General features: G+C 67.6%; 16 protein-coding genes. 5 read left to right on the top strand and 11 right to left on the bottom strand.

The features are described from left to right. Positions 1-132 precede the first annotated feature (132 nt). The 5 genes from SJ20_RS00195 to SJ20_RS00170 are packed head-to-tail and all read right to left on the bottom strand — an operon-like array spanning position 133 to position 8,179. Positions 133-723, bottom strand: a complete 591-nt coding sequence (locus SJ20_RS00195) for a hypothetical protein (protein WP_044658524.1) — start codon at positions 721-723, stop codon at positions 133-135. Next, a complete protein-coding gene (locus SJ20_RS00190) occupies positions 720-1,688 on the bottom strand; it encodes a GIY-YIG nuclease family protein (protein WP_052833418.1) in 969 nt (322 codons plus the stop codon). Before SJ20_RS00190 ends, SJ20_RS00195 begins: the two co-directional genes overlap by 4 nt. 1 nt (position 1,689) lies before the next feature. After that, a complete protein-coding gene (locus SJ20_RS00185; RefSeq protein ID WP_044658523.1) occupies positions 1,690-4,971 on the bottom strand; it encodes a type I restriction endonuclease subunit R in 3,282 nt (1,093 codons plus the stop codon). Between the two features lie 5 nt (positions 4,972-4,976). Further along, positions 4,977-6,182: a restriction endonuclease subunit S gene (locus SJ20_RS11550; protein ID WP_131661412.1), complete on the bottom strand. Its 1,206-nt coding sequence runs from the start codon at positions 6,180-6,182 to the stop codon at positions 4,977-4,979. After that, positions 6,179-8,179: a class I SAM-dependent DNA methyltransferase gene (locus SJ20_RS00170; protein WP_044658522.1), complete on the bottom strand. Its 2,001-nt coding sequence runs from the start codon at positions 8,177-8,179 to the stop codon at positions 6,179-6,181. The genes SJ20_RS11550 and SJ20_RS00170 overlap by 4 nt, the downstream gene beginning before the upstream one ends. Positions 8,180-8,416: 237 nt before the next feature. Between SJ20_RS00170 and SJ20_RS00165 the strand changes: the two genes are divergently transcribed. Beyond that, entirely contained in the window at positions 8,417-9,319 is a 903-nt protein-coding gene (locus SJ20_RS00165) for a DUF3800 domain-containing protein (protein WP_044658521.1), read from the top strand. 171 nt (positions 9,320-9,490) lie between these two features. Here SJ20_RS00165 and SJ20_RS00160 read toward each other — a convergent pair whose 3' ends face one another. After that, positions 9,491-10,363, bottom strand: coding sequence for an Ltp family lipoprotein (locus SJ20_RS00160; RefSeq protein WP_235281196.1), 873 nt, complete (start codon positions 10,361-10,363; stop codon positions 9,491-9,493). 477 nt (positions 10,364-10,840) lie between these two features. Further along, a complete protein-coding gene (locus SJ20_RS00155; RefSeq protein ID WP_044658520.1) occupies positions 10,841-11,056 on the bottom strand; it encodes a type I restriction-modification system subunit M N-terminal domain-containing protein in 216 nt (71 codons plus the stop codon). A gap of 258 nt (positions 11,057-11,314) precedes the next feature. Here SJ20_RS00155 and SJ20_RS00150 point away from each other — a divergent pair, with 258 nt between their 5' ends. Next, entirely contained in the window at positions 11,315-11,542 is a 228-nt protein-coding gene (locus SJ20_RS00150) for a helix-turn-helix domain-containing protein (RefSeq protein ID WP_223247472.1), read from the top strand. A 90-nt stretch (positions 11,543-11,632) separates the two neighbouring features. Here SJ20_RS00150 and SJ20_RS00145 read toward each other — a convergent pair whose 3' ends face one another. Further along, a complete protein-coding gene (locus SJ20_RS00145; protein ID WP_235281195.1) occupies positions 11,633-12,322 on the bottom strand; it encodes a transporter substrate-binding domain-containing protein in 690 nt (229 codons plus the stop codon). A 262-nt stretch (positions 12,323-12,584) separates the two neighbouring features. Here SJ20_RS00145 and SJ20_RS00140 point away from each other — a divergent pair, with 262 nt between their 5' ends. Together SJ20_RS00140 and SJ20_RS00135 are read left to right on the top strand one after the other, a co-directional pair. Further along, on the top strand, positions 12,585-13,832 hold the full coding sequence (locus SJ20_RS00140; RefSeq protein ID WP_011117090.1) for an IS256 family transposase: 1,248 nt from the start codon (positions 12,585-12,587) through the stop codon (positions 13,830-13,832). Positions 13,833-14,085: 253 nt separating this feature from the next. Beyond that, on the top strand, positions 14,086-14,913 hold the full coding sequence (locus SJ20_RS00135; RefSeq protein WP_044658518.1) for a PilZ domain-containing protein: 828 nt from the start codon (positions 14,086-14,088) through the stop codon (positions 14,911-14,913). 9 nt (positions 14,914-14,922) lie between these two features. On the opposite strand, the gene SJ20_RS00130 is transcribed toward SJ20_RS00135, so the two are convergent. Then, entirely contained in the window at positions 14,923-15,198 is a 276-nt protein-coding gene (locus tag SJ20_RS00130) for a DUF1540 domain-containing protein (protein ID WP_020624892.1), read from the bottom strand. 345 nt (positions 15,199-15,543) lie between these two features. Here SJ20_RS00130 and SJ20_RS00125 point away from each other — a divergent pair, with 345 nt between their 5' ends. Beyond that, complete coding sequence (locus SJ20_RS00125; RefSeq protein ID WP_044658517.1) at positions 15,544-16,305, top strand: OBAP family protein; 762 nt, start codon at positions 15,544-15,546, stop codon at positions 16,303-16,305. Between the two features lie 170 nt (positions 16,306-16,475). Here the strand turns inward: SJ20_RS00125 and SJ20_RS00120 are convergent, their stop codons facing one another. Together SJ20_RS00120 and SJ20_RS00115 are read right to left on the bottom strand one after the other, a co-directional pair. Beyond that, positions 16,476-17,657, bottom strand: coding sequence for an NAD(P)/FAD-dependent oxidoreductase (locus SJ20_RS00120; RefSeq protein ID WP_044658516.1), 1,182 nt, complete (start codon positions 17,655-17,657; stop codon positions 16,476-16,478). 112 nt (positions 17,658-17,769) lie between these two features. Beyond that, positions 17,770-18,723: a WcbI family polysaccharide biosynthesis putative acetyltransferase gene (locus SJ20_RS00115; RefSeq protein WP_044658515.1), complete on the bottom strand. Its 954-nt coding sequence runs from the start codon at positions 18,721-18,723 to the stop codon at positions 17,770-17,772. Between the last annotated feature and the right edge of the window lie 283 nt (positions 18,724-19,006).

Here is a 19,006-nt window from a genome sequence, read left to right as displayed (position 1 = left end):
GCCGGGCCGCCCCCCCAGGGGGCGAGGTGACTGTCATCGGGGCACGTCCCGTCTGTGCTGGCTGGGGGTGCGGAACGTATGGGTGATGCCATGACAGTAACGGGTGTGAGATCCCTCTCTCGGGCCGGGAGGTCACTTGCGGAGCGCCTTGACCAGGGCCTTTTCCATCGACTGGAGCGCCTTCTCCACCCGAAACATGCTGCCTTGAGCCTGAACGGAGGTCTCGCGCCAGTCGTTGAGATCGATCCGGTACGTCAGCGGCTCCACTGCCCCATGAGGTCCGTCCGCCTGGATGGTGACCGTCACCTGACGATCCGCATCAGGATCGTTGAGGATCTCGATCGCCGTGCCCAGACCCCAGGAGTGGCTCCGTCCAGGAGGTAAGGACGCATGGCCGGAGTTGAAGCGGTCGAGCGCCGTTTGAAGGCGATCATTGTTCCTCGGGGCATGGGGCACGTCCTCGTCGACAGTCACCCGCACGTTGGTTGCGACAGTCGGACCAGAATTGCCAACGACGAGGACCAATATCTGGCCATCCTCGTCTCTGGGTCGGATATCCACCCACACATATGGCTGCATAGACGCCTCAAACTGCGTCTGCTGGTTCGTGATCTGCCGTCCGGCCAGGCGAGCGGAACGGCCCGACGCGTATGCAGCTGCTACAGCGGCCACAGCCGAGATGATGGCAGGGATCTGAGTAACGAGACCGTCAAGCCAGGTCATACGTCATCCACTCCGCCAGCCAGGAACGCAGGAGCGCCTCGATCCAGGTCGTGGCCCTCAATCGGATCACGGTCCTCGACAGACGCCCCGGCCTCATGCGCTCCCAGGCTCCGCCCGTCTGATCCCTTCCAGGACGCAGGACCGCTCATACTCCCGCCGGCAACGAAGCTGGCGGCGGCCGACGAACTGCTGAACAGGACGTCGGCGGTGAGCACACCGTCCGAGGTCAGCAGCTCTTGATGCTTCTCACGGTTGGCACGCACACCCGGGGGTGCGCTGTCGCGGAGACCACTGGCCACGCGGCTGCCGGCGAAGACCACGAACCCTTCGGACGTTGGCCGCCCGCTCGCTTTGCCATCATTGACCGACATCGCGTAGACGGTGTCCTCCATCTGCTGGTCGACGTGCGGTGCCGAACGGGGCTTCCGCTGGTCGTCGACCTCGTCGAACACGCGGTGACCGAGCGCGCTGATGACGAGCTGGGCCCTTTCCGCGTACTCGTGCAGTTCGGCCCGCTTCTCCTCCGTGACGTTGCCCTGCGAGGGTGCAACCGCGTTGTCCACCGTGAAGCGATTGGCGTAGACAGCGGCCTGGTGAAAGTAGTGCTCGAGGTAGGTCACCTCCGTGGGGCCGAAGGTGTCACCGAGCGTGGAGAGGAGAATCGCCCTGTTCCAGAAGTTGTGGGCCTCGTTCCGGACGTGCTCGCGGATCCTGCCCACCATGCCGTTCCCGTTGACTCGTCCCACTGCCTGCCCGACATAGACGACGTCGTCGCCGGAGTCGGAATCCTCCCCCAGCAGCAGGTACACGCCAGTGCTCTCGAAGGCCGCGGGATGCCCGTCGGCGTTGAGACTGGTCCGCGGCACCACGTAGACGAGGCCCGTCCAGTTGTCGAGGGTGCACTTCAGTCGCCCGGTCGGAGAGCCGTCCATCAGGAAGACCTGCAGGGTCTTGGGATGCGCCATGTCACTGCCCCTTTCGGACGGTCGATGCTGTTCTGTCCGCCGAGCCGTCAGCAAAAACGCTTCCAGCCGCGCGTGTCTCGTCAGCGAAAACGTCGGAGGGTCCGTGCGCGACGTCGACCGGCCCCGGCTCGCCGCTGGCAGCACCACCACTCCGCACCTTCCAGTACAAGTACTCCCCGATCGCAGCGACGATCATCTTGGACGGGTCCCCGCCCCTGCCCACGATGTCCGTCATCTTCACGAAGGCGTCCTCGTTCGCGTACACGGCGCCCATCGCTGACCGTTCCAAGTTCGGACTCGCCAGGAACTGCTCCAGCGAGTTCGCTCCGGCCTGCCCCAGCAGCTTCTCGTCCTCCATGAGCGGCGCCACGAGGGCACTCACCCACGCCTCCTGCTGGGACGGGGACGCATCCACGCCTTCGCCGGCGAAGATCTCGTTGATCTTCTCGATCACTTCCTCCAACGGCCCGCGTTGCTTCTCACGCACCTGCCCGCCTCCCACAGCGGTCGTCCCCTTCAGCGCGACCCCACCGGTCAACGCGATATCCCCCGAGGACGTCTTCTTCTGCCGGATGCTCACCAGCTGCACATCGCTCAGGTCGATCAGCTCCTCACCGCCGGGCTGATCGCCCACGAGCTGCACCAGGTGCCGCAGGAACAGCGCTCGCTTGTAGTGCTCGGTGTCCCCGAACTCATAGATCTGGGAGAGGAAGTCGTAGAGGCTGACGAAGGACCGCATGTCCTTGCGCACCAGCACGAGCTCGTTCACGCGCGTCTCGTCCTGGTTCATCCGCGCATGCGCCAGCTCCTTGCGGAACCGGTATGCCACGGGCTCCAGCGCGGCCTGCAGGCCCTCCTGCCCGCTCCCCGGCTTCCATGCCACCCACACGTCAGCGAACGCGTCGACCTCGTCCCAGTCGTACACGCCCGCGGCGTCGAGCTTCGTCCCCAGGTCATGGATCAGGTTCGGGTCCGTCACCGTCTCCAGCTTCGCGCCGGCGTAGTACGGCTCGAAGGCGGCCTGGATGTCGTCTTCGGAGTTCACGAAGTCCAGCACGTAGGTGGTGTCCTTGCCTGGCGCCGCACGGTTCAGCCGGGACAGCGTCTGCACGGCGAGCACGCCAGAGAGCTTCTTGTCCACGTACAGGGCACAGAGCTTCGGCTGGTCGAAGCCGGTCTGGTACTTGTTGGCCACGATCATCACCTGGTAGCCGTCCCCGTCGAACGCCTTCGCCAGGTCGCCGGTCACGGACGGGTTCATGGACCGCTCGGTGACCTTCTCGAGTCCGAACTCGTCGTCGGTGATCTCGCCGGAGAAGGCCACCAGGGTGCCCACGTCCGTGTACCCCATGTCCTGGATGTACTGGTCCATCTGGCGCTTGTACCGGACGGCGGCGGCGCGGGAGTCAGTGACCACCATGGCCTTGGCCTGCCCGTCGAGCAGCCCGGCCACGTTGGCGCGGAAGTGCTCCACGATGATCTTCACCTTCTGCGCGATGTTCGTCGGGTGCAGCTTGACCCACCGCATGAGCTTCTTGCTCGCCTCGGTCTGGTCCACTTCGGTGGTCGGCTTCCCGACGGCGGCCCGGTCGCCTTCCGGACGGAACTCGCCCTGCTGTCCGGCCAGGGCCAGCTTGAAGGCGGTGTCGTAGTTGGTGAAGTTCTTCAGCACGTCGAGGATGAACTCCTCCTCGATGGCCTGCTGCATGGTGTAGCGGTGGAAGGAGGCCGGGATCTCCTGGCCCTTCTCGTCGTACTCGCCGGAGGGGCGGCCGAACATCTGCAGGGTCTTGTCCTTCGGGGTGGCGGTGAAGGCGAAGAAGCTGATGTTCTCCGGGCGTCCGGTGGCGGCGACCTCGGCGGCGAGGATGGACTCGGTGTCCGCCTCTCCGCCGTCTTCGAGGTCGGCCTGCTCGTCCGGGGTGAGGACGCGCTTGAGCTTGGCGGCGGCGGAGCCGGTCTGGGAGGAGTGCGCCTCGTCCGCGATCACCGCGTAGGTGCGGCCGGCGAGCGTCGAGTCACCCTTGAGGAGCTCGAGCACGGCGGGGAAGGTCTGCAGCGTCACCACAATGATCCGGTTGCCTTGCAACAGCGTCTGCTTCACCAGGGCGGACTTGCTGGTGACCTCTCCCCCGAGGTTCTTGCGGTCCACGGCCACCACGGTGCCGGAGGTCCGCTCGATCTGCCGGACGGCCTCCTGGAGCTGATCGTCCAGCACGGTGCGGTCGGTGACCACGATGACCGAGTCGAACACCCGCTGCTCGTCCGCCCCGTAGGTGGAGAGCAGGCGGTGGGCGGTCCAGGCGATGGTGTTGGTCTTGCCGGAGCCCGCGGAGTGCTCGATCAGGTAGGACGTGCCGGCGCCCTCCTCACGGACGGCGGCGAGCATCGTGGTGACGGCCTCCCACTGGTGGAAGCGCGGGAAGATCAGCGTGGACTCCCGGCGCGAGCGGCCGTACTCGTCCTCCACGGTCTCCTTCTTGAGGAAGACGAACTTCTGGAGGATCTCGAGCCAGGTGTCCCGCTGGAGAATCCGTTCCCACAGATAGGAGGTGGAGGAACCGCCGTTCGGGTTGAGCGGGTTGCCGGCGTGGCCGTCGTCGCCTTGGTTGAAGGGCAGGAAGAAGGTGTCCTTCTCGGCCAGCTTGGTGGTCATCCAGACCTCGCGGTTGGAGACGGCGAAGTGGACCACGGCGCGGGTGCCGAACCGGAACAGCGGTGTGGCCTTGGGGTTTCGCTCGCGGTACTGCTTCTTCGCGTGGCCGATGGACTGGGTGGAGTCGGTCTTCAGCTCGATCGTCGCCACGGGCAGGCCGTTGACGAAGAGCACCAGGTCCACGGACTGGTTGGTGGCCGGGTTGAAGTGCACCTGGCGCATCACGCGCAGCCGCATGCGCTCGTAGGAGGCGACGGCGGCCGGGTTCAGCGAGGTGGCCGGCCGCGGCTCGGCCATGCGCAGGGTGGCGGAGGTGCCAACCTTGAAGCCCTTGCGGAGCACGTTGAGGGTGCCGCCGACGCCGGTGTCCTGCGGCTTGTTCAGCACGTCGACCAGGCGGGTGGTGATCTGGTCCCGCTGTGCCTGCTGGGCAGAGGCCGGGGCATCGGCCTTCACGAGGCGTCCGTAGTCCTCCGGCTGGTTCTCAGCCAGCCAGGCGTGGACGTCCTCAGGGAAGATCGCGTTCTTGCGGTCGTAGCCCTTGTCATTCTCCGAGTAGAGCCAGCCGTGCTGCTCGAGGTACCTGCAGATGTAGACCTCGAGCTCGGACTCGTTGTGGATGGCCATGGCGGTCAGTCCTCCGTGGGGATCTCGATCTGGCCGGTGACGGCGGCGGTGATCAGCGCCGCGCGGCGTTCCTGGGCGAGCTCGATGAACCGCTCCGCCTTCGCGATGAGGGCGTCGATCTTGGCGGTCTCGCGGTTGATTGCCTCGGCGATTCGAGTCATGTCATCCGGTTTTTCAGGCCATGAGATACGCAACGCCATGAGCGCATCTGCGGTGAGCTTCGGCTGTGCCGAACCAGACACGACAGGACTCACATCAAGGGCTTCGATTCTGGCCGCCCAGAACTCAGCTGGGCCGAACTTCGGACGCAAGACGTGGGCATGGTTGTTGACCCAGTACCGCCCATACGCAACGAAGGCGAGAGGTGTTGACCGGTTGAGCAGATTCGCGCCGTCTTCGCCAACTAGCACCAGATCCTCATCAAACAGATAGTCGTCAACGCTGTCGATAACCCCGGAAGCCCCGTAGTACGGAAAAGATCCCTGGCGAGCACCGCGCTCGTCGGCGTTCAAGGGCACGCGGCGTGAGTCCAGCGATTCGAGAACTCGCTTGATTGGTGCGCTAGTCCACCCGACGGGAACCTGCTCACCGTCAATCAGTTCAGAGTCGAGGTCCAGACCCATGACAGCCCAGTTCTGGGCGGCAAGTCGCCTCTCACGCAAGAGACCGACGTGAGCTATCTGCTTGTCAATCAGGGTGTCGATCGTGGCGGTCTCGCGGTCGAGGTAGTCCGCGATGCGTCGCTGTTCCTTCATCGGTGGTTCTGGCAATGGGACTCGTTCGAAGGCCTTCGGATCGAGATCCCACTGCTGCGGACGGACACCATCCGACAAACGCGCGAACTCTGCTGCCAGGAGCCGCGAGCGAATTAGATAGTTCAGGTACCGCTCGTCGAAACTCAGGCTGACGGGCGTGTAGATGAAGTAGGCCGGACTGACGACTCCCTCTAGCTGAGAGAGCCCCAAGGACCCCTGCCAAGCCTTCATCTTGTTGACCGCAAGGTCCCCGGGCTCGACCAGCTGATACGCGGTGAGGTCCGTCGGCATGAGGTTCCAGTTGTCACCCGTGAATCCTCGCGGGACAACTCCGTGCTCGCGATAGACGGACAACAACGGTTTGTCATCGAAGCCTTTCCGGCTCACGCGGCGAAAATGCGCTGAAACCGGCGAGCGGCGCCATGTTGAAGGCAGCTCCAGCGAATCCAAGATCACCGCTCGACCTCCTTCAACAGCTCGATGATCTCGGCCGAGAGCTGTTTGAGCTCGGCGTCGATCTCCTCGAGCGGGCGCGGCGGCACATACTTGTAGAACAAGCGGGTGAAGGGGATCTCGTAGCCGATCTTCGTCTTGGACTCGTCGATCCAGGCACCGGGCACGTGCGGGGCCACCTCGGCCTCGAAGTACTCATGAATGTCCCGGCCAAAGGGCACGAGTTCGGTGTCGCGCAGCGAGGTGTCCGGCTCCGGCTCGCCCTTCTTGTTCGTCACCACCTCTGCCCCGGGGCTGTGCACGCCGATCGCCCCGGTCAGGGCCTTCACCAGCGGGGCACCGGCGGTCACGCCGTGCTCCTTCAACGCCTTCTTCAGCTCCAGCACGAAGGTGGGCTGGTGGTCCCAGACCCGGCCACGCAGGGAGGCGAGGGCGGTCTCGAGAGCTGACCGGCCGTCGTCGGGAAGCTTGTCCACCGGCTTGGTGGCGAGCGCCGCCGCGATGGTGGCGTCCTCCACCTCGAAGCGCAGCTGCAGCGGGCGCTCCACGGTGATCTCCCGGTAGCCGAAGTCCTGCGCAGTGAGGACCTTGGAGAACTCGGCGTTGTCCTCGGACTGGGCGTCGAAGTCCCGATAGATGTCCAGCACGCGCTGGCGGTCCGCCTTGGACAGCTCCTTGTTCTTCGAGCCCACGTTGCGGCGCAGCTTGGTGAAGAACGTGCGGGCGTCGATCAGCTGCACCTTGCCGCGGCGGTCTGCCGGCTTGTTGTTGTCCAACACCCACACATAGGTGGCGATGCCGGTGTTGTAGAACATGTCCGTGGGCAGCGCGACGATCGCGTCCACCAGGTCCGACTCCAGCAGCCAGCGGCGGATCTCGGACGGGCCCGAGCCCGCCCCACCCGTGAACAGCGGGGAGCCGTTGAGGACGATGCCGGCCCGACCACCGCCCTCCGAGACCGGGCGGAGCTTCGAGGCCACGAGCTGGAGGAACAGCATCTGGCCGTCGCTGATGGCGGGGGTGCCGCCCGGGAAGCGGTTCGTGGCGCCGCCGACGGCGATCTCCTTCTCCACCGCGGTGCGGGAGGCCTTCCAGTCGCCGCCGTAGGGCGGGTTGGAGAGGACGTAGTCGAAGCGCTCGGTCAGGTGGGCGTCGTTCTTCAGGGTGTCCCCGCGGGCGATGCCGTCCGCGTCCTGGCCCTTGCCCAGCAGCTCGGACTTGCAGATCGCATAGGACTGATCGTTGAGCTCCTGCCCGAACAGGCGGACCTCCGCGTTCGGGTTCATGCGGCGCAGACGCTCGTCCAACAAGGACAGCATGCCGCCGGTGCCGGCCGTGGGGTCATAGACGGTGCGGACCGGGTAGCCGGTGAGGACGTCGTCGTCGTTGGCGGTGAGCAGATCCACCAGGAGCTTCACCGCGTCGCGCGGGGTGAAGTGCTCACCGGCGGTCTCGTTGGAGGCGGCGGCGAAGCGGCGGATCAGGTCCTCGAAGAGGGTGCCCATCTCCGCGTTGGAGACGGCGTCCGGGGAGAGATCGATGGAGGCGAACTGCTGCAGGACCAGGAAGAGGCGGTCGTGCTCGTCCAGCTTGGCGACCGTCTTGTCGAACTCGTAATAGGTGAACAGGTCCGCCACGTTCTGGGAGAACCCGTCCACGTAGGCCAGCAGGTTGGTGCGGAGCAGGTCCGGCTCCTGCAGGATGCGGTCCAGGGTGAAGGGGCTGAGGTTGTAGAACGTCAGGCCCGTACGGGACTGCACCAGGTTGTCCAGGACGAAGTCCGGATGCCCCTTGGCCGCCAGCTCCGCGAAGAACTCCCGGTGCGGGGCCATGACCGCCTCCATGCGGCGCAGGATGGTGAGCGGAAGGACGAGCGTGCCGTACTGATTCGGCTTGAACACGCCCCGGAGCTGATCCGCGATCCCCCACACGAAGTTCGAGAGGTTCTGGGGAGAGCGGTGGGGCGCCGAGGCAGCGCCGCGCGTGGCGGGGGTGGTCATGGGGTCCTTCGAATGGTGGGGGCGGGCCGCTGGACGGGACCCATTCCGACCCCGCAGCGACCCGACAGGGCGACGGATCATACACAACCACACTTGCCTATGCTCTGCGCGCGCGAGTACGCTCGCGTGTGGTAGCTAGGGCTGAGACAGTGCCCCGAGCACCAATTCGAGAGGCCCACGCTTGCGTGGGCCTCTGCGCTTGTCTGCAGTGTCCGCTGTGCCCTGCACAATGGTCAGATGCTGCTGGCGTACATCGACGAGATCGGCGAGCCGGGCGCCTACGTCGGCCCGGACCATCCTCGCTTCCGGACAAGCCCAGCCTTCGGTTATGCCGGATTCGTCATGCCGGAGTCTGCCGCACGAGGCTTTGGGGCGAAGTTCACCGCGCTGAAGCGTCAGCTGTTCGCCTCGGAGATCGACCGAGCGAAACACCCCGGACGGTGGGAGTTCAAGGGGGCCAATCTGTTCCGGCCGGATACCCCCGCGCGCTTTCCGCAGCAGCTCCGCGTGTTCGATGCGCTCGTGCGGTCCGTCGTCGTCGACCACGGCGGCAAGCTGTTCTACTACGCCGACGAGAAGCAGCGTGGGACGCCCAAGCAGATCGGCCTCGACGTCGAGAAACGCGAAGCCGACGCCATGCGAGAGACTCTGAACCGTCTGGCCCGCCATGCCCACCATCACGGACATAACCTCATGGTGATCATCGATCAAATCAATGAGAAGACGCGAGTCGAACGCGTTGCATCGATGTATGCCCACATCTTCAGCCGAGCCGGCGACTTTCCGGAGATGCGGTGCATCGTGGAACCGCCCATGCACGTGGACAGTTCGCTGAGCTCCAACGTGCAGTTCGCCGACTGGGTCGCCGCCGCCGTCACACGCGCTGTCGATCACCAGCTCAACGACTCGTCCAAGTACGCCTGGGTCACCGACCCCCAGCGGCTGGCATCCATGAGGGGCAGCTTCACCTACGAGTCCAAACTGCACCTGTGGAACCGCGGCGTGCAGGACATCAACCACTCTGAGCTGTTCCACCGCGAACGGCGACTTGCCCCGACCCCGCATGGACAGCTTCTGGGGGCCTCGGTGGACCCCGCGGCGGCGGAGAAGATGGCGAAGATATGGCGCTCGGGACGCTAAGACCTGGCGCCGCTGCTAGAGATCACCCCGGCCCTGCGTCAGGCGGAACACAGCCCCGCATATTCTGGTCCTCCGCGGGCTGCGGAGGACCAGAATATGCGGGCGGCGGGTGGACCACCTGGCGACACCGTTGCCGACGCGTTCATTCAACGCGCCGGGCATGGCCGGGCGTCACTGGGACAGGTTGTCGATCGCGTACTGCGCCTGGTCGGGCGTGAACTCCTCGCCGTACTCCGAGACCAGTTGGTCGTAGATCGCAGACGGCGACATGTCCATCATCTCCTGATAGCTCTTCGCTTTGGCCAGCGCATTGGCATTCCAGTCCACGTCCGTCATGTTGTCGATCGCGTACTGCGCCGCTTCTGGTGAGAACTGCTCACCGTACTCGGAGACCAGCTGGCCATAGATGCCCATCTTGGACATGTCCATGTTCTCTTCGTAGCTGTACGCCTTGCGAAGCGCCGACTGGTACTCCATCGGCACATCCCCGGCCTCATGCTCGGCTGCCGCTTCCGTCTCCTCCGCGAGCGTCGGCGTGGGCTCAGGGGTCGGCGTGGGCTCCGATGCAGGAGCAGACCCCGCAGTAGGGGTCGAGGTCGACGATGCAGCCGGCGTGGAGGATGCGCCCCCGGACGCGCCGTCCACCTCCAGCGCCGCATACTCCGGGATGCGGTTAATGATGGGCGTCATGTTCTCAACGAACCTGTTGAGTTCCTCACCGGGCTGGTAGCAGTCGGTGGCTGCACCGGTCACAGACTGCACGATGTCCTGCATTGGCATCGTGTACCTGCCACCGCCCGACTTCACAATGCGCTGGATCTCCTCAGGCTCGGCCATCAGACGGTCCAAGGTGTCGTGATACTTGGGATGGGCGACCGCGCGCAGCTGATCGCCCTGCTCCACCAACCCCGCCACGCGAGGATCCCTATCGCTCATGACGAGGTCCTCCATGTAGAAGTCCACGCTGAAGTCCAGGACGTCTAACGCCAGACCACCGCGGTTGCCTGCCAGCTGTTCGCACGTCTCGGTGGCCGTCAGCTGCATGGGGCTCTCCGAGGCGGCGGGCGTCGGCGGCACCGCCGAAGAAGACGAGGACGATGAGGATTGGGAGCTAGACGGCCCCGGTCCCTCCTGACCGGAACAGCCGGTGGCCACGAGCAGGAGGGGCAGGAAGAAGAGGAGTCGCTGAGCGCGCATAAGAAAACTCTCCGTGACTGATGTGCGAGCCTCGAACCAAGCGCTCTTGCGGCTGAAATGGGTGCCAGTGAGAGTCTGTCGAGGAAGGGTGAGAAGGCCCTCAACTGCATATTGTGCACAGCAACGCACCCATTGAGCGACACACCGAGGACATGTGAGAGTCGAGCAGGAATGCTCGTGTCGCGTTTCCGCATCGGAAGGGTGAACGGCCACTTCACCTGCCACAGCCGCACTTCACAGCCCGCGGCTGGAGGGGTGCTGCTCACAGCCCTGCGAAGGGGGTCATCTCGTGATTTCTCGCACCCCACCCCGGACGATGTCGAGTCAGTGCTCGCCGCCGTCGAGACCATCCCGCCAAGCCTGTTCGATCACTACGAGGGATCCCGCGAGAACGAGCCGGTGCGGGGCCATGACCGCCTCCATGCGGAGCAGGATGGTGAGCGGAAGGACGAGCGTGCCGTACTGATTCGGCTTGAACACGCCCCGGAGCTGATCCCCGATCCCCCACACGAAGTTCGAGAGGTTCTGGGGAGAGGGCATGGTGGCGGAGCCTTTCGGAGCACGGCGGTGTGGCAGTCGGCCTCATTCTGGCACTGAAAAGTCGCACGCCTGATGCCTGTGAGCCGGGTTCCGAAGAATTCTTCGGATGAGGAGGCCGGCACCTCTTCGACCGACCCCGGAGGCTCAAATCCGAAGTCTTCTTCGGTTTCCCATGTCGACTCGTCACCGCAGCAGTCGAACGTCACCGATTCCGAAGAATCCTTCGGATTTCAGCTGCTCATCTGCCACGCTGGGGCTGTGGCCACCACACGCGCAGTCTCCTCCGCCGCGGCGCTGATGAAGATCAGCGATCGCGTCCGCGCCATGCGTAAAGAGCTCCTGCTGACCCAGCAGCAGCTCGCAGACCTGGCGGGAGTCTCGGATGCGACCGTCCGCCAGATCGAGCGCGGCACCGGCAAGAGCACCCTGAAGTCAGTGCTCTCCGTCATGGAGGTGCTCGGCCTCGAGCTCGAGGTCACCGGCTGACGACTCCTGCACTCGAAGACCTGAAGCGCGTCACCACCGCGGACGTCTACAAGGGCGGCGCCCCAGCGGGGACGGGATCGCCCTTGCGGCTCAGTCCTCCAGGCTCAGCTCGACGTCCCCGACCCACGGCTCCGCGAATCCTTCGTACGTCCCGTCCTTGAGCGCGATGGCCAGCCACTGGTCCACGTAGTGCTTGAACACCTCGTCGCCCTGCGGGAGCATGTACCCCTTCTGGAAGTAGTCGAAGGGCTCGTCCGGGTTCGCGGCGCACAGCTCGGGGTACTCGTGGTCGATGTAGAGCACCTCGGAGCGGTCCGTGGTCATCACGTCCGCCTCGCCGGCCGCGAGAGCGTCGAACACCGTGAGGTTGTCGTGCGTCAGCAGCTCGCCCTGCGGGTAGTGCTCCCGCGCGAACTTCTCGTTGGTGCCGCCCTCCGGGAAGATCGACCGCACACCCGGCTGATTGATCTCCGCCACGGTGTCGTACTTCTCGACGTCCTCGCAGCGGGTGATCGGCGTCTTGCCGTCCTCCTGCGTGGGCACGGTGAAGTACACCTGCTCGGCGCGTTCCGGGTTCAGGGAGATGCCCCCGACGGCGACGTCGCACGCCCCCGACGTGTAGTCGTCCATGAGCGTCTTCCAGCTGGTCTTCACGAACTCCGGCTCCACGCCCATGGTCTCGGCCAGGTCGCGGGCCATGTCCACATCGATGCCCTTCCAGTCGCCGCTCTCGGTCTGCTCGGTGAAGGGCGGATAGTCACCGGTGGAGCAGACGCGCAACGTGCCGACCTCCTTGATGCGGGTGAGTGCGGAGTCGACGACGGTGGCGGTGGCGGGTTCCGATGAGCTGCCCGCATCCTGCGCCGTGCCGCAGGAGGTGAGGGTGAGCGTCAGGACGACGCCGAAGGCCGCCGTCGCGAGTTGAGTCCCGGATAGTGGTGTAACCCTCCCCGGTGGCCACGACCATCTTCGAGACGGACGCGGTCACCGTGGGAGCCTTCGAGCGAACCTTCCACAGCACTCTCGAAAGGACATCACCACGATGACCGCTCCACACATTGTCGACCCTGAACGCCTGCTGCGCGAAGCTCTCGGGGAGGCCTCCCCAGACCTGCTGCGCCACCTGCTGCAGACCGTGATCAACGCACTGCTCTCCGCCGACGCTGACGCGGTCTGCGGGGCCGAGTACGGCAAGCCCTCCGAACACCGGACAGCGCAGCGCAACGGCTACCGCCACCGACCCCTGGACACCCGCGCCGGCACGATCGATGTGGCCATCCCCAAACTCCGGGCCGGCACGTACTTCCCCGAATGGCTGCTCGAGCGCCGCAAACGGGCCGAGTCCGCACTGATCACCGTGGTCGCGGACTGCTACCTGGCCGGGGTCTCGACCCGGCGCATGGACAAGCTCGTACGGCAGCTGGGCATCGACTCGCTCTCGAAGTCCCAGGTCAGCCGGATGGCACAGGAGTTGGACGAGCACATCGAGGCTTTCCGTCACCGGCCGCTGGGCGAGGCCGGCCCGTTCGTGTTCCTCGCCGCCGACGCCCTGACCATGAAAGTCAGAGAGGGCGGGCGGGTGATCAACGCGGTGGCCATGGTCGCCACCGGGGTCAACGCCGACGGGCGCCGCGAAGTCCTCGGGCTGAGGGTGGCCACCACGGAGACGGGTGCGGCGTGGAACGAGTTCTTCGCGGACCTGGTGGCCCGGGGGCTGGCCGGGGTGGCACTGGTGACCTCGGACTCCCATCGCGGCCTCGTGGAAGCCGTGGCGGCGAACCTGCCCGGGGCCGTGTGGCAACGCTGCCGCACCCATTACGCGGCGAATCTGATGGCCGTGACCCCGAAGAGCATGTGGCCGGCGGTGAAGGCCATGCTGCACAGCGTGTACGACCAGCCCGACGGGCCGGCCGTGCAGGCCCAGTTCGAGCGCCTGTTGGACTACGTGCAGGACAGGTTGCCCGCGGTGGCTGGGCACCTCGATGCAGCACGAGAGGACATCCTCGCGTTCACCTCGTTCCCGAGGGACGTGTGGTCCCAGATCTGGTCGAACAACCCTGCCGAGCGGCTGAACCGGGAGATCCGGCGCCGCACGGACTCGGTGGGGATCTTCCCGAACCGGGATGCCGTGGTGCGTCTGGTCGGGGCTGTGTTGGCCGAGCAGACCGATGAGTGGGCCGAAGGCCGCCGGTATCTCGGCCTGGAACTGCTCGCCCGGTGCCGTGAGCCCCTGACCACGGAGCAAGAGACCGTGATGAGCACGGAGGTGATGCCGACCCTGCAGACCTGACAGGTACAAGCCCCCTACAACCTCGAAGACGGCTACACCACTTCCAGGGACTTGACCCCGTCGCGAGTCGGCAGCGGGTGGGGCGGAAGGTCATGATCGGCTGGCTCCCTCGACGACGGCATGTGAGTCCCGTCACCGTAGCCCAGCACCACACGCCCCCACCGCCCCCACGCGACAAATACACAACACTCGCCTTGCGTATCTCACTGAGGTGTGCCTTACTGGTTCTCGGACCCCCGCCGGAAGGACCCCCATGGCCCACGCCTCCACGCACCCCGCCCACCCGCTGCCGCCCGTGGCGCCCCGTCGTCTGCTGCTGGCCCAGCGGCTCCTCCGAGGCGAGGGCTCCGTCGAGGTCACGGCCTTCCGCGCCGGCGAGACGCTCACCACGGCCGTCCACGGCGTGAGCGCGGACGGCCGCCTCGTGGTCGCCCACGTCCCCAACCTCCTCGGTTCGCTCGGCGCGTTCCACACGCCCGCGCCGCTGGACGTGCGCGTGGACGTCCTGCGCGACGCCCTGGACCTCACGCTCCCCACCCGCCTGGCGTCCGTGCATCTGCTCGGCACCCTGCGCTGGTGCCGGGACTCGGCCGAGGTCGCGGAGCTGGGGCTGCGCGGCCGCGTCGCGGACCTCGTGGCCGACGTCGGCCCACGGGTGCGCGTGGGCGTCGTCGAGACCCAGCGGATCCTGCTGCACGACGTCGACGGCGTCGCCGTGTTCTGCCGCCACACCCTGCCGCTCACGTCGCGGGGGCTCGTCGACCAGGCCGAGCTCGCAGACCTGGCGGACGACGTGCTGGGCACCGCCCCCGAGGTGCTCGCGGACCTGGCCGACGCCGTCGCCCTGGGCCTGCTGCCGGGCGAGAGCACCCCGTTGCAGGTCGACGCCGGGCCCCTGCCCGAGTCCCCCGCCCACGCCCTCGACGCGGACGAAGCCGGGGTGACCCTGCTCCGCGTCCGCGACGGCGAGAGCACGGCGGTGCATGTGGCCCTGCCCGGCGCAGGCCGGCTCGATCACAGCCCCCGGCACGCCTGGCGTCGACTGCTGGACGCGATCCCGGCGCGGGTCGCCCACCCCTGAGGGGCGGCGTCAGTCGATCGTGTAGGTGGCGCAGGTGGCCACGTCCGTGACCTCGATGCCCTCGGCGGTGCAGGCGAGGTCGGCGTTGTACGTGCACTCGAGGCGGTGGCACGCACCGACGGTCGAGGCGCCCTCGGTCACCGGGCGGCGGACGTCGAGCTGGACGAAGGTGCCGCAGCCGGGCGTGCGGTCGGAGCCGGCGACGGTGATGGCCAGGGCGTTGCAGGACGTCTCGGCGTTGAAGGCGCAGGCACTGGCGGCGCAGGTGCGGACGGCGGTGGTCATGGCGTGATCCTCCCGGTTCGGGCCCGCCCCGGGCCGGGGCGGTGCTGATGGAATCGAGATTACTCCGGTCCACGAATAGCACAAGAGGGGTGAGCCTTAGTCGATAGACGATTAGCGCAAATGCATTTTGCGCATTGTCGTGTGTCGTATGGACCGACGTCGTGCCCGCCGGCCGCCCGGAATCTTCTGCATCTCTGGCCCTTCTGGCGACCACGCGCCCACTCAGAAGGGTCAGATGCGCAGACGATCTGCCGTCCCCGCCTCCTGAGCAGCCCCGGCAGCCCCGGCAGACCCGGCAGCCCCACCACCCTGGCCGAGTCCGCCCCGCACTCCTAGCGTGGGGCCATGAGCACCCATCGCCTGTCCTCCACCGCCCTCGGGTTCGCCGCCGGACTGGGCACCGCGGCCGCTGTCACCGCAGCCCGCAAGATCGCCCTCATGGCCGCCGTCGGGAAGGGCCACCCGCTCAAGCACCGACTCCTGGACGCGGCATCCGGCCTGGTCCAGCCGAAGTACCCCATGGGCGCGATGAGCACCTATCTCAACGGACTGCACTTCTACGCCGACGACCTCGGCCGGCAGGTCGAAGCCAGCCACTTCTGCATCCACCTGCGCCACGACCTGCACCAGTGCGTGATCTTCGACCGCAACGCGCCGGACGCACGGCTGATCGGCATCGAGTACATCATCAGCGAGGAGCGGTTCCGCAGCCTCCCCGACGAGGAGCGGCGCCTGTGGCACAGCCACCACTACGAGGTGAGCTCCGGCGCCCTCACGGCCCCCGGGGTGCCCGAGCTGGCCGAGCACAGTTACTTCGAAGACCTCATCCACACCTACGGGAAGACGTTCCACACCTGGCAGTACGACCGGGACGACTTCCCGTACGGCATCCCCCAGCTGATGATGGGCCTCACCGGCGACGGCCAGGTGGACGAGGCCCTCCTGCGCGCCCGCGACGAGCGCGTGGGCGTGGACACCGCGGCCCAGCGACGCAACCGCGCGGACATCCCGGTCCCGGACGTGGTGCCGGGCGCGAACAGCTGGGAGCGCGGGAGGGTCGTGCAGACCACGCTCGAGGAGCGCCCGGTGCGGGGCCGCGACGACTGAGGGCGGCGTCGTCGGGAGGGCGCCGTTTCCCGAACGACAGCGGTGCGACACGCCGCCGTTTCCCGAACGAAAACGCTCGGCGGGCCGGCGCCGTCATCCGGATCGGGCGGGCGCGCCCCGCGAGGGACAGCACGTCCGCCGCACGGGTCGCGGCAGCGAGAACGCTGGGCTCAGACCTTCCCCTTGAGCAGTCGGTGCCAGTAGATCCGGGGCTGGCCGAAGCGGTCGAAGGCCGCCGTGCTCTTCCGCGGCTTCGTCAGGTCCACGCCGGGGATCGACCGGTCCTCGGAGCCGTCGCGGACGTGCTCGTCCAGGACCAGCTCGTCCCGGCTGACCATCACGGGGATCACGGTGTAGCCGTCGTACTTCTGGAGCGGCTTCCCCGCGTCCGCGGCCTGGATGTTCTGGGTCAGGATCTTGACCTGCCGGCGCAGGGCTCCGCCGGAGGGCCGTGTGCCCAGGGCGGCGGCGTCGCCCAGCGCCCACACGTGCGGGTGCACGGGATGCCGCAGGGTCGCGGGATCCGCGGCCGCCAGGCCGGCCTCGCCGTCGTCCGCCAGGCCCGCCTCGGCGATGAACTCCGGGGCCCGCACCACGGGCGTGATGTACGCGGCCGCGACGTCGGTGATCCGCTCACCGGTGTTGAGCACCACCTCGCGGGCCTCGTGGTCCACGGCGTTCACCTCTGCGCCGGCGTGCACATGGATGCCGTACCTCGCCACGGCCTCAGCCAGAGCGGGGTCGATGGTCTGCCGGTCCAGGATCCGGCCGTAGGGGGTCACCAGGCGGACGTCCACGTCCGGCAGGATCCCCGTGCGCTCCCACGCCGCGCAGGCCAGGAACAGCGCCTTGAGCACGGTGCCGCCGCACGAGGAGGGCTCAGCCGGCACATTCGCCACCACACGGTCCCCCGCGGCCACACGCGACAGCAGCGCCCGGGCGGCGTCCACGTGCTCGGGCACGTGCGCACTCGCCGCCCATCCGGCGGCGTAGGCCTCACGCAGCCCGTCGATCGCACCCCACCACGGGGTCAGCCCCGGGCAGAGCACGAGGTGGCGGAAGCCCACGGTCAGCCCGGTGCTCGTCACCGCGGTCCGTTCCTCGGCGTCCACGGCCACGACGTGGTCCGGGATCCATTCGACCCCGTCCGGGATGACGGCCCGCATCGGCCGTTCGAACCGGGCCATGTCCGCCTGCCCGCCCGCCGCGTAGTTCAGCATCGGCCGGTAGCGGTGCAGCTGGTGGCCTTCGGCGATGGCGACCCGACCCTGCCGCTTCCGCCGCAGTGCGGCGGCCAAGGACACGCCGGCGTTGCCGCCGCCGACGATCAGGATGTCGTACTGCTCGGTCACGTGGTCCTCCGTGGGGTGACGGGGTCAAGGAAACGGTACGACCGCCCCCGCAGACGTGCTCCGCGGCAGACGGGACGTGCCGCCCATCCTCCACTGGTGGCCGGGGCCGGCGCTAGCCCGTAAGGCCCAGCAGCCGCAGCTGGTCGGCGTACTTGCGCATCCCGACCTCCACGGCCTGCGGGTTCTGCGCGTACCAGTCCAGGTGGGTCTGTCGCAGCTGCTCGGCCGGGACGGTCTGTCCGGCCACGGTCCAGTCCTCGGTCGGCTCGGCGTCGAGGTCGAGGGCCTCCACCACGACCGCCTCGAGGGGCGCGCGCACCCCGCCGAGGAGCACGCGGGAGGCGGGCACGGGCTGGACGGCGACGTCGCCCGGCAGGTGCCCGGCCACGCGCTCGGCCACGCGGGTCAGCAGTGTGTTGGTCGGGTGGTTCACGGTGTAGAAGCCGACGCCCCGCTCCGCCGCCACGAGGTCCGCCATGGACAGCGTCCCCTTCGCCTCCTCCCGCGCCCGCAGCGCCTGCACGGACGCGGCCGCGGCCTCGCGGATCGCCGCCGGCGCCACCTCCCGACGACGGCCCGTCGCCGCCTCGGCCAGCACGCGCAGGTCGTGGTACGGCACGACGGGCGGGTCCTCCCCCGGCCGCTCGGCCGCCCCGGGCGCGAACTTCCAGTTGCGGAGGGTGACCTGCCAGGGGAAGCGCGAGACGTCGTACACCACGGGGATCCGCACCACGGCGGCGTCCTTCGGCAGCCGGGCCACGAGCTGGTCCGTGCCGATGGGCATGCCCCGGTAGTCGTGCGGGATCGGCTGGGTGACGAGGGCCTTCACGCGCGGCAGCAGCCGCTCCAGGTGCTCGACCTCGTCCGGCTGGGCCTCGAAGGCGGGCGGCACGCGGACGCTCACCAGGTCCGCCCCGTGCAGCGGTGTGCCGGGCTCCCCGCCGAGCAGCCGCCGGTACGACTCGCCCTGGCAGTTGCCCCACACCAGCAGCAGGTCGCCCTCGGGCAGGTCCTCGAGCCCGTAGAAGTGCCCGTAGTGCCGGCGTCGTCCCTCGTCCTCGTGCACGTCTGCGTCCTCTCTCCTCAGCCGTCCTCGCGACGGATCCAGTCGATGCCCGTCTTCCCGAACCACCAGGCCAGGAACGCGGAGAGCGCCGCGAAGGCCAGTTCGTCCAGCTCGCTCATCGGTCCTCCCGTGTTCCGTCCTGTCCGCGATTGTGCCAGCCCCGCCCCGCGGGCACCCGCCCGCTCAACCCCAGCCGCCCCACCACGCCTCGAGGTCCGGCACGGTGGCCACGGGCGCCCAGCCCAGCCGGGAGGCGGGCACCCGCCACACCCGCGCCGTCCCG

It is taken from the genome of Micrococcus sp. MS-ASIII-49 (assembly GCF_000946635.1).
GTDB classification, from domain to species: domain Bacteria; phylum Actinomycetota; class Actinomycetes; order Actinomycetales; family Micrococcaceae; genus Micrococcus; species Micrococcus luteus.
This window is presented reverse-complemented; position numbering and strand designations above follow the sequence as displayed.